Origin of the sequence: Caulobacter sp. BE254 (genome assembly GCF_031457295.1) — a bacterium.
Classification (GTDB): Bacteria; Pseudomonadota; Alphaproteobacteria; order Caulobacterales; family Caulobacteraceae; genus Caulobacter.
The window spans coordinates 924,327-934,935 of the sequence record NZ_JAVDWJ010000001.1; the positions used below are offsets into that span (position 1 = coordinate 924,327).

Here is a 10,609-nt window from a genome sequence, read left to right on the forward strand (position 1 = left end):
GACGGCGGGGTTCTCGAAACCACGAGGTGTGTGGGGGGGCGACTACTTCAGCTTGGCGCTGACCGAGACGCCCACGATGCGCGGCTCGTTGTAGACGGCCGCCATGTAGTTCTCGATGACGCCCTTGAGGTTCTTCTCGTTGGTGATGTTGCGGCCGAACAGGGCCACTTCATACGCGCCGTTTCCGCCTTCGTAGCCCAGCTTCAGCCCGCCTTCGAAATTGCCCTTCGAATAGAACTCGTCGGTCTTGTAGAGCACGAAGTTCGTATAGCCCTGGACGTTCCAGTCGGTGGCGACGAACAGCTTGCCGTCGGCGCCGACCGGCACGTCGTAGCGGCCCGTGAAGCTGAAGTTGTACTTCGGCGCGTTGGGCAGCGGGTTGCCGTCGATCTGGGTGAAGTAGTTGGTGGCGAACGGCCCCGCGATGGCGATCGTCGGGCTCTTGACGGTGCAGACCTTGACGCTGTTGAGCGAGCAGACCTGGGCGTAGACGCGCTTGTCCTGGATTTCGCTGTGCAGCAGGCTGGCGCCCGCCGTCAGGGTCAGGTTGGCGATCGGGCGCCACTCGGCGTCGGCTTCCAGGCCGTAGGCCTTGGCCTTGTCGGCGTTGAACAGCACGCCGTTGCCGTTGGAGTCGTTGCCGTTCAGCTGGATATCCTTGACCTCGTAGGTGAAGGCCGAGGCGTTCAGGCGCAGGGTGTTGTCCAGCAGCGTGCTCTTGAAGCCGGCTTCCCACGACAGGATCGTCTCGGAATTGGCGGTCGTGAAGTCGCTGTTGAACACCGCCGAGCGGCCCTGGATGGTCGGGCCGCGGAAGCCCTTGGCCACGCGGGCGTAGACGTTCAGGTCGGGATTGACCTCGTAGTTGGCCGACAGGTCCCAGCTGACCTGCTCGTCCGACAGGCGCACATAGCGACGGCCGGTATAGGTTGAGACGTTGGCGGCGGTGTTGGCGGTCTTGGCCAGCACTGTCTTCTTGGCGTCGTAGGTGTCGCGCAGGCCGCCGGTGATGGTCAGGGCGTCGGTCAGCTTGTAGCTGACCTGGCCGAACACCGCCCAGGAGGTGTTGAGGTTGTTCAGCTCGACCCAGTTGTTGGGGTTGCGAGCGGCGGTGGTCAGGAAATAGGCGCGCTGGAAGAAGTCGGTGGTGTCGCGCGAGTCGAAGTACAGCGCCCCGACCTGCCACTTCAGGCGGTCGTCACCGTTGCTGGCCAGGCGGATTTCCTGGGTCAGCTGGTCGAGGTCGCGGACCTGGCCCATCGACTGGCCAAAGCCGTTGGGAACGCCGGCCACCGGGAAGTTGGCCGCCGCGCCGCCATCGGTGTCGCCGCGGCTGTAGCCGCTGGTGGTCTCGTAGGCGCTGATCGAGGTCAGGGTCACCGGCCCGAAGTCATAGGCGATGTTCAGCGACGCGCCTTGCGTGTCGTAGGCCTGCGGGTTGTTGTTGGCCTCGTCGAAGGCGACGCTGTCGCGCGGCGCGGTCGAGCTGTTGGAGCCCTTCTTCAGCGCGCCGCGCAGGAACAGGGTCGAGGTGCCCTCGTAGTTGCGGGCGTGGGCCGAGGCCAGGACCGTCAGCTGCTCGGTCGGGGTGGCCAGCAGCTGGATCCGCACGTCCTTCTCGTCGAAGCCGCCCATGGCGTTCTTCTTCGGGGTGACCGTGCCGTCGGCGCTGGTCCCGGCGAAGGTGTTGTCGACATAGTCGTCGCGGTGCTGGTAGAGCGCCGAGACGCGGAAGGCCAGCTTGTCGGCCACGATCGGCCCGCCGATGCCGCCGTCGAAGGTGGTCGTGCCGTAGGTGCCGTACGAGGCGCTGGCGCGGCCTTCCAGGGTCTGGGTCGGCTTGTTGGTGTCGAACTTGACGATGCCGGCGGTGGTGTTGCGGCCGAACAGCGAGCCTTGCGGACCGCGCAGCACTTCCACCTGCTTGACGTCGAACACCGGGTTCGACTTCAGCACCACGTGCTCCAGCACGACGTCGTCCTGGATGATCGACACCGGCTGCGAGGCGCCGAGGTAGAAGTCGATGTTGCCCAGGCCGCGGATGTAGAAGCGCGGGAAGATCCGGCCCGTGGTGGTTTCGGCGTAGAAGCTGGGGACCTTGCCCGACAGCGAGATGATGTCGTCGCCGCCGCCCTGGATGGCGCGCAGCTGGTCACCGCCGACCACGGCTACCGAGACCGGCACCTTCTGCAGGTTTTCCGACCGGCGCTCGGCCGTGACCACGATCTCGTCCAGGGCGGTCGAGGACGCCTCCTGGGCCAGGGCCGCGTTGGCGAACGACAGGGCGGAGAGGCCCGCCCCCAACAGGAGCGCGCATTTACGTGCGTTGAAACGAGACATTGAACCCCACCACTTCCTGGAAAATCGAACCGACATGAGAGAATCGAAAAAGCGCCGGTCGTTGAGTCCGCCGTCGCTTGTAAGGACCCGCTTACTTCTTTGCGGGCCTGCGGCCTATAGGCATGTTGCATGACAACGCCGTGACAGGCGTCACGGCGGGCTGTTGGCTAGATTGTCGGCAATGCGGAGGAGCCCGCTAGTCGGGCGCCCGATCCTAGGGCAGGTCGTCGGCGCGCTCACGACGCAGGCGAAGAGCCCTGAACGCGAAATAGCTCGCCCAGAACACGACCAGGCCCAAACACACCCAGACCCATCCAGCGTTCTCGCCCAATCCGCTGGTCAGCCGGTCAAGCATTGCTCCCGCCGGCGAGAACAGCAGGAGCATCATGAAGGCGAACGCAACGATGGCGGCCTTCAGCCTGTCGCCCCGATGCATCGAGAGGGGCAGCCACAAGACCCCCTACTCCCCGGCCGCGACCCAGGCCGCCGCCAGTTCGCGGTTCTTCGGCAGGTCCTCGGGGAAGTCCATTTCCGCCCAGTCCAGGCCCTCGATCGACTGCACGCGGACCACGTCATGATCCTGGGCGATCTGGTTGATGACGCTGAGATACCAGCGCTTGAGGCCTTCGGGCGTGCGCAGGGCCTGCTCGACGATGCGGGTGAACAGGGCCGCGCCCTCGGGATCGAAGCGCAGGAAGCCGATCGACTCGGCGTCGTACTGGTCGATGGTCTTGCCGATGGCGCGTAGGGACAGGCCTTCGGTCAGCACCTTCATGTCGTCGGCGTCGTAGCCGGCGGCCTTGCGGTCGATGGTGACGGTGATCGGGGCCGGCGGGGCGGCGATCAGGCGCTCGGCGACGCCCGTCTCGAACAGGGTGTCGCCATTCAGCAGCAGGAAGTCGCCGCGCATCTCGCCGCGCGCCAGCCAGCAGGTCGCCAGGTTGTCGGTCAGGGCGTAGAACGGGTTGAACAGGGTCCGGACCGTCAGGCCCGGGATGTCGAGCCCCGCGACCTCCTTCTCGACCGTGTCGGCGGCGAAGCCGGTCACCACCACCGCCTCGGTGATCCCGGCCTGCGCCAGGTGCTTGAGCTGCCAGTGCAGAACGGTGCGGCCCGAAAGCTCGACCAGGCACTTGGGGCGGGCGTCGGTCAGCGGCGACAGGCGCTTGCCCTGGCCGGCGCTGAGGATGATGGCTTTGGCCGGCTTTGCCACGCAGCGACTCGCTTCGGAAATTGCAGGAAACTGGAGCGGGCGATGGGAATCGAACCCACGACATTCTGCTTGGGAAGCAGACGCTCTACCTCTGAGCTACGCCCGCGTTGAACGGATGGCGACGCGCCGTTCAAGCGCATGGCTCGTCTAGCCGGTCTGATCCCGCTTCTCAAGGCCATCCGTTGACGCCGGCTGTGGAGCGGCGCACGATCGGGTCAAACAAGCGTTCGGAAGGACGACGCCATGGCCGACGGCCACCAGCACCCAGACGAGCACCCCCGCGCGCAATTCCACGCCATGACCGACGGCACGCCGCAGGACTGGGCGATCATCGCCGAGGCGTCGATGGAATTCGGCCGCGACCTGCCCAAGCGCCTGGTCTCGCACCTCAAGCTGCTGCAGGGCGACTGCGGCGGCTTCGCCATCGACCGGCTGGACCACAGCCTGCAGACCGCCACCCGCGCCTTCCAGGACGGCCGTGACGAGGAATATGTCGTCTGCGCCCTGCTGCACGACATCGGCGACATCCTGGGCCCGCGCAATCACGCCGACATCGCCGCGGCGATCGTCCAGCCCTTCGTCTCGGAGGAGAACCACTGGATGGTGGCCCACCACGCCATCTTCCAGGGCTACTACTTCTTCCACCACCTGGGTCTGGACCGCGACATGCGCGACCAGTTCCGCGGCCATCCCAGCTTCGAACACACCGCCCGGTTCTGCCACGCCTACGACCAGGAGGCCTTCGATCCGGCCTATCAGTCGATGCCGCTGGAGGCGTTCGAGCCGATGCTTCACCGGGTGATGTCGACGCCGAAACGGTCGATCTACCTGCGGGCCAAGGACGGCGCGGCTGCGTAGGCAGATCTGCACTCACGTGCCGTGCGTGGCCCTCGTCCTTCGACGAGCTCAGGATGAGGGCCATGGCCGACGCCGCAGTAGAAACCTCATCCTGAGCTTGTCGAAGGACGAGGTTTCGGCCCCTCGATAGCTGAACGTCGACCCTTCTTAGGCGTCCGACGTCTTTTCCTCGATCCAGGACCGCGTCTGGTCGAGGATTTCCTCCGACAGAACGGGATCGTCGATCGCCCGGGCTAGGACGACAGCCCCCACCATGGCGGCCCAGGTTCCGACCGCCTGACGGCGCGCCCGCGCCGGGTCGTCGGCGGGGATCGCCGCGGCGACCCTGTCGATCTGCGACCGGAAACCCTCGGTCATGGCCGTTCGCGCGGCGGCGGCCTGGCGGCGGATATCCGCGACCAGGGCGGCCGTCGGGCACCCCTCGCCGACGCGGTCGCGATGCCAGGGCGACAGGTAGGCGTTCAGATAGCCCGCCAATTCGCCTCCCCCTTGGCCGCCCCCGCCCTGCCCGGCTTCCTGGACGGTGAAGATGTGGGCGATGGCCTGGGCGACCAGGTCGTCCTTGGAGTCGAAATGGCCATAGAAGCCGCCGTGCGTCAGGCCGGCGGCCTTCATCACCTCGGCCACGCTGACGGCGTCGAAGCCCTTTTCGCGGAACAGGCGGCTGGCCGCGTCCAGGATCCGCAGCCGGTTCGCCTGCATCTGCTCTCGGCTGACCCGCATTCCACAATCCTCCCAATGGCCCGTTGACATATACATGATGGCCGTCATATTTAGCAACAATCATGATGATCATCATGAATATGACGCCGTGCCTCGCCTGCCGAGGCGACGATTGGAGAGATCCCGATGAAGGCCTTCATCCTCGACCGGTATGAGAAGAAGGGCGTCTTGCGGCTGGGCGACGTGCCGACGCCGACGCCGGGCGACGACGATGTGCTGGTCGAGGTGCACGCGGCCGGCCTGAACCCGTTGGATTCCAAGGTCCGCGACGGCGCGTTCAAGTCGCTGCTGTCCTATCGCCCGCCGTTCGTCCTGGGCCATGACGTGGCCGGCACGGTGGTTCGCGTCGGCGCGAACGCGCGGACCTTCAAGGTCGGCGACGAGGTCTACGCCCGGCCGCGCGACGGCCGGATCGGGACGTTCGCGGAATTCATCGCCATCGACCAGGCCGACGTGGCGCTGAAACCGAAGTCGATCAGCATGGAAGAGGCCGCGTCCCTGCCGCTGGTGGCGCTCACGGCCTGGCAGGCCCTGGTCGAGCGCGCCAAGCTCCAGAAGGGCCAGAAGGTTCTCATCCACGCCGGCTCGGGCGGCGTCGGCGCCGTCGCCATTCAGCTGGCCAAGCACCTGGGCGCGACGGTCGCCACCACGACCAGCGCAGCCAACATCGACCTGGTCCGAAGCTTCGGCGCCGACGTCGTGGTCGACTACAAGTCCCAGGCCTTCGAGCAGGTTCTGTCCGGCTACGACCTGGCCCTGAACAGCCTCGAAGGCGACACGGTGCTGAAGTCGCTCGAGGTGCTCAAGCCCGGCGGCAAGCTGATCTCGATCTCGGGGCCGCCCGATCCTGCCTTCTTCCGCGAGCGGGGTCTGAACTGGGCCCTGCGCCAGGCCCTGCGCCCGCTGAGCGCCGGTGTGCGGCGCAAGGCCAAGGCCCGCGACGCCAGCTATTCGTTCCTGTTCATGCACGCGAGCGGCGAGCAGCTCGCGCGGATCACCGCGCTGGTCGAGGCCGGGGCCGTCCGTCCGGTGGTCGACCGGGTCTTCCCGTTCGAGGCGCTCAACAACGCCCTGGCCTATCTCGACACCGGGCGGGCCAAGGGCAAGATCGTCGTCAAGCTGAAGTGAGCGCGCCGCCGAACGCCGAGCTGGTCCTCTACGAGGACGCCGGGCACGGCGGCATCTTCCAGTATCACGAGGCTTTCGTGCGCAAGGCGCTGGCCTTCCTGGGCGCGTGAGGCCGCCGGGCTTTCCGCTGGCGGAGACGCCCTATTCCACCCGTTCGGCCTTGATCCCCAGCTTGGCCAGTTGGGCCTGCAGGCTGTCCGGCCCGGCAAGGTGGCCCGCCCCGACCGCCACGAAGCTGACGCCGGAGCCCGCCAGCCGGGTCTTGAGCTGGTTGGCCCAGTCCTGGTTCCGGTCGACCAGCAGCAGCTTGTAGACGTCGGGATAGTCGGCCTGCATCTCGTCGACCATCTGGCGTTTCAGCTCGCCCTGGTCGCCCGCCGCCCAGGCCGCGACCAGGGCGTCGATCTTGGCCGGGCCGTCGTCGACCTCGTCCAGGGTCGAGTCCAGCAGCTGGGCTTCCTGGACCGGGGTCATGTCGGCGAAGAAGCGGACCTGCTGCTCCATGGTCTCGAAGGCCGCGATCGGCTTGCCCGCCGCCTTGGCCTGGGCGGTCAGCAGCTTCTCGACGCCGCTCTCGGGATCGTAGCCGGCCTTCAGCATCGGGGTCAGCGACACGGTCAGCGCCGCCAGCCAGGGCCGCATCGGCTCAAGGGCCTGGGGCGGAAAGCCCATGCCCTGGGCGGCGGCCTGCAGCTTGGCGTAGCTTTCGGGCTTGAGCTTGGTCGACAGGGGCGCGGCCGGGTCGACGCCGTACTTCATCATCAGGGCGCGCGTCGTCGCCGGATCCTCGGGCTGCTCGATCTCCATGACCACGTCGTCGGCGTCCCGAAACGCCTTGTCGATCCTGGGCGAACGCCACTGGGTGGTGGGCTTGAGCACATGGACCGTGCCGAACAGGTAGATCGTGGAGTCCTTGTCCTTGATCGCCCACAGGGCCGGTTCGGCCAGGACGGGGCTCGCCCCCATCGCCAGCACGGCGACGAGGGCGAGGGCGAAGCGGCGGACGAGCCCGGGCAGAATCATCATGCCACCACTGTTCAGGTCCGACCGGGGGCCTGGCAAGCCGCCTCTACTTCAGGAAACTCTCCACCTCGAAGGCGAAGGCGGCCGGCTGGTCCAGCATGATGAAGTGGTACGAGCCGTCGATCCGCTTGACCTTGGCCTGGGTCATCGGGGCGTAGGCGCCGGTGTAGAGCTGGTCGAACGCCGCCTGAGGCGCGATGGCCGGATCCCACGGATAGAGCATCGTCGTCGGGGTCTTGATCGAGGCCAGCTCGCCGCGCAGGTCGGTGGTCAGGTCGTCGTAGAGCGCGCGGCCCACCACCGAAGGGTCGGAGGCGATGGTGGCGGCCGTGGCCGACTTCAGACCCTCGGGCGACTTGACCAGGCGCGCCATCATCGCCGTCTCCATGGCCGACCAGGCCTCCGGCGTGGCCGAGACGGTGCGATCGCGCATCGCCGCGGCCTGCGGCTTGACGGTCTCGACCGTGGCGGCGGGCGAGAAGACCATGGCGTAGAATGGCAGGCTGTCGACGACCATCAGGCGGCCGACGTCCTCGGGGTGTTGGCGGGCCAACATCAGGCCCATCAGCCCGCCCATGGAGTGGCCGATCACGGCGGGCGACTTCAGCCTGGCCGACTTGATGTAGCCGTCCAGGGCGTCGACGGTGGGCTGGATCACCGGCCCCTCGGCGTTGGCCCCGGCCGGCGCGCCGGCGAACCCGGCCACCTGGATCACGTGCAGGCGGTAGCGGCCCTGCAATTGCTTGACGGTGTCGTCCCAGACGGCGGCCGAGGAAGCCAGGCCGGGGATCAGGATCACGTCGGGCCCCTGCCCCACCACCTCGACCGTGAAGCGCGGCGCGGCGACCGAGGGGACGGCGACGGGGGCGGCCTGGGCCGGATGGAAGACGGCGGCGGCTGTGACGAAGGTGGCGGCGCAGGCGAAGGCGGCGCGAGCCAGGATGCGGCGGACGTTCATGATGGTCTCCGAACTAAGCGTTTGAATCTTGGGGAAAGAATGGGCGGCCTGACGCGATCAGGCTTCGTCCTGGAAGATCGTCTCGATCGGCAGGCCGAACAGGCGGGCGATCTTGAAGGCCAGCGGCAGGCTGGGGTCGTACTTGCCCGTCTCCAGGGCGTTGATGGTCTGGCGCGAGACCTCCAGGCGCTCGGCCAGGTCGGCCTGGCTCCAGTCGCGCTCGGCCCGCAGGACCTTGAGGCGGTTCTTCATCAGCAGTACCGCCGGGCGATGAGCGGCTGCGACAGGCCCATGGCGACGGCGAAGATCGGAACCACCGCCCAGGCCGGCGCATGCGGCGCCTTGCCGAAGGTCTCCAGGAAGCCCCAGACGCTGGCCGCGCCCAGGGTCACGGCGATGCCCCACAGCAGGCTCTGGATCAGCACCTCGCGGTGGAACTCATCAGTCTCCTCGGCCAGGTAGAACCCCATGCTGGCGATCGTGCCCAGGACGGCCAGAGCGGGGGCCAGGGCGATCAGATAACCCAGCGGCCCGGCCGTCAGGCCGTGGCGATGCAGCATTGTCGCCCCGATCAGCAGGACCACATAGGCCGACATCGAGACGCCGAACCGCAGCAGGTAGCGACGGATCGGCGGGCGCAGGGGCTCGCGCCCGAACAGGCGGTAGGAGGCGTAGGCGAAAGCGAGAGACGCCGCCACCGTGCCCAGGCCGCCGACGAACGCCCATACCCCGCCCAGGGCGCCGATACGCACCGAGAGCAGGACGCCGCCGATGAAGCCGGCGAACAGCAAGAACTTCTTAAGCGCGCGAAACTCGCCGCGTTCGGATGTCATGTCTTGGCTCCCTGTCTTTTTGACAAGGAAACTTGTCTTATATCGCCGCAGCCATGTCAAGCGAGCTTGTCAAAAGATCAAGGAGAGGCGACAACACCCGGTGTCAGGCGGCCTTGCGGGCGGGGTCGGCGTCGAAGCGGTCGGCGTGGCTGACGTGGACGGGCCTGGCGGCGGACAGGCCCAGGGTCTGGGCGATGCGGGTCTCGCCGCGACCGCGCAGGATCAGCCAGCCATAGCGCGAGAAGCGGTCTTCGTAGTCGGCCCAGCGGATGATCCGCCCCTGGTCGTCGCAGCGCCAGATCGCCTTGTCGCATCCGGGGATCGGCGCCGCTCGGTTCCAGGCCGCCACCCGCCGGGCGTGGGTCGAATAGGTCCCGCCGAAGAGTGCGTTCATGGCCTTTGGAAGCTCCACAGCCGGCGACTCGGTGAGTCGTTTCGCCGACAAAGCCAAACTAGCATTGGTGGAGGGTCAAATGGGGCCACACCATATCTGGTGCGACGCCGTGCCGCGCGACCGAATGACCGGTCAGATGATCGATGCGCGGCGGTCCTTGTCCAGCGCCACGACGATGTCGGCCCGGGCGGGCGTTTCGCGGGCGATGTGGCGAGTCAGGCGTTCGTAGTGCTGGACGAAGACGGCGACCTCGTCGTCGCTCATCGCCCCGCCCTGCCCGGTCGCCGCCAGCCGCTCGCGCAGCTTGGCTTCCTGCTCCCGCCGCCAGGCCAGCACCGTCTCGAAATCCGGCGCGGTGAACAGCACCAGCAGGTCCAGGCGGGCGAACAGGGCGCGGTAGGGGCCCGCCAGGGCGGCGTTGACATGGGCCCGCCAGGCGCCGTCCGGGTCGCGCTCGCGCTCCAGGGCGTTGATCGGCGCGGTCAGGGCCTTGGCCGGTTCCGGGCGCGCGCCGACGCACCAGCCCTCGAACAGCACGATGTCGACCGGTCCCGCGACCACCGGCCAGGCCTCGGTCGGGGCGCGGTCGTCGGCAGCCTTGTCGAAACGCGGCAGCGCGGTTTCACCCTCGCCGGCCAGGCCGTCCAGCACGGCCAGGCCCAGGGCGACGTCGTGGGTTCCCGGAACCCCGCGCGTGCGCAGCAGCGGATGGACCTCTCGGGCCAGGGCCTCGCGATCAGTGCGCGGCAGGTAGAGGTCGTCCAGCGACAGGGTCGCCACCGTCAGCCCCCGCGCCGCCAGCAGCGCGGCCACGACCCGGACCGTGGTGGTCTTGCCCGAGCCCTGCGGCCCGCAGATCCCGACCACGAAGGCCGGCCCCATGGCCACCGCCGCGATCCGCTCGGCCAGCGGCGCGTGCAGCCGCTCGACCTCGGACGCGAAGCCGTCGGGAAGGGCCTCGTCACGAAGGAAGGCGGAGAGCCAGTCTGGATCAATGGTCATGCGCTTCCCTTTCCTTCTCCCCTTGCGGGAGAAGGTGTCAGCTGTCCTGCCCGGATAGAGAGGTGACGGACCAGCCCGGATAGATGGGTAACAGTTCTCGCGGTTTTGGCGGGAGGCTGTGCGATGCCGTGGTCGGA

The 10,609-nt window shown here is 67.7% G+C and carries 12 protein-coding genes and 1 tRNA gene; 2 read left to right on the plus strand and 11 right to left on the minus strand.

The features are described from left to right. Positions 1 to 42: 42 nt before the first annotated feature. The 4 genes from J2X41_RS04140 to J2X41_RS04155 form a co-directional block, all read right to left on the minus strand. Positions 43 to 2,340: a TonB-dependent receptor domain-containing protein gene (locus tag J2X41_RS04140; RefSeq protein WP_310079820.1), complete on the minus strand. Its 2,298-nt coding sequence runs from the start codon at positions 2,338 to 2,340 to the stop codon at positions 43 to 45. A 214-nt stretch (positions 2,341 to 2,554) separates the two neighbouring features. After that, positions 2,555 to 2,794 carry a hypothetical protein gene (locus J2X41_RS04145; RefSeq protein WP_310079821.1) on the minus strand — a complete coding sequence of 80 codons (240 nt, stop codon included), beginning with the start codon at positions 2,792 to 2,794 and terminating at the stop codon, positions 2,555 to 2,557. 6 nt (positions 2,795 to 2,800) lie between these two features. Next, positions 2,801 to 3,553: a sugar phosphate nucleotidyltransferase gene (locus J2X41_RS04150; protein WP_310079822.1), complete on the minus strand. Its 753-nt coding sequence runs from the start codon at positions 3,551 to 3,553 to the stop codon at positions 2,801 to 2,803. Positions 3,554 to 3,584: 31 nt separating this feature from the next. Further along, positions 3,585 to 3,659, minus strand: a tRNA-Gly gene (locus tag J2X41_RS04155). 137 nt (positions 3,660 to 3,796) lie between these two features. On the opposite strand from J2X41_RS04155, the gene J2X41_RS04160 reads away from it, so the two are divergent. Continuing rightward, positions 3,797 to 4,411 carry an HD domain-containing protein gene (locus J2X41_RS04160; protein ID WP_310079823.1) on the plus strand — a complete coding sequence of 205 codons (615 nt, stop codon included), beginning with the start codon at positions 3,797 to 3,799 and terminating at the stop codon, positions 4,409 to 4,411. A 147-nt stretch (positions 4,412 to 4,558) separates the two neighbouring features. Here J2X41_RS04160 and J2X41_RS04165 read toward each other — a convergent pair whose 3' ends face one another. Continuing rightward, complete coding sequence (locus J2X41_RS04165) at positions 4,559 to 5,134, minus strand: helix-turn-helix domain-containing protein (RefSeq protein ID WP_310079824.1); 576 nt, start codon at positions 5,132 to 5,134, stop codon at positions 4,559 to 4,561. 126 nt (positions 5,135 to 5,260) lie between these two features. Between J2X41_RS04165 and J2X41_RS04170 the strand changes: the two genes are divergently transcribed. Further along, a complete protein-coding gene (locus J2X41_RS04170; protein ID WP_310079825.1) occupies positions 5,261 to 6,262 on the plus strand; it encodes an NADP-dependent oxidoreductase in 1,002 nt (333 codons plus the stop codon). Positions 6,263 to 6,403: 141 nt separating this feature from the next. Here the strand turns inward: J2X41_RS04170 and J2X41_RS04175 are convergent, their stop codons facing one another. From J2X41_RS04175 to J2X41_RS04200, 6 genes are all read right to left on the minus strand, one after another. Further along, positions 6,404 to 7,288: a TraB/GumN family protein gene (locus J2X41_RS04175; protein ID WP_310079826.1), complete on the minus strand. Its 885-nt coding sequence runs from the start codon at positions 7,286 to 7,288 to the stop codon at positions 6,404 to 6,406. A 43-nt stretch (positions 7,289 to 7,331) separates the two neighbouring features. Continuing rightward, positions 7,332 to 8,243, minus strand: coding sequence for an alpha/beta hydrolase (locus tag J2X41_RS04180; protein ID WP_310079827.1), 912 nt, complete (start codon positions 8,241 to 8,243; stop codon positions 7,332 to 7,334). 57 nt (positions 8,244 to 8,300) lie between these two features. Beyond that, the gene (locus tag J2X41_RS04185) at positions 8,301 to 8,495 is read right to left on the minus strand and encodes a helix-turn-helix transcriptional regulator (protein WP_018062324.1); all 195 of its coding nucleotides are present in this window, start codon (positions 8,493 to 8,495) and stop codon (positions 8,301 to 8,303) included. Beyond that, positions 8,495 to 9,076, minus strand: coding sequence for a hypothetical protein (locus J2X41_RS04190; protein WP_310079828.1), 582 nt, complete (start codon positions 9,074 to 9,076; stop codon positions 8,495 to 8,497). The genes J2X41_RS04185 and J2X41_RS04190 overlap by 1 nt, the downstream gene beginning before the upstream one ends. Before the next feature lie 103 nt (positions 9,077 to 9,179). After that, positions 9,180 to 9,470, minus strand: coding sequence for a hypothetical protein (locus tag J2X41_RS04195; RefSeq protein ID WP_310079829.1), 291 nt, complete (start codon positions 9,468 to 9,470; stop codon positions 9,180 to 9,182). A 132-nt stretch (positions 9,471 to 9,602) separates the two neighbouring features. Continuing rightward, positions 9,603 to 10,472, minus strand: coding sequence for a kinase (locus tag J2X41_RS04200; protein ID WP_310079830.1), 870 nt, complete (start codon positions 10,470 to 10,472; stop codon positions 9,603 to 9,605). Between the last annotated feature and the right edge of the window lie 137 nt (positions 10,473 to 10,609).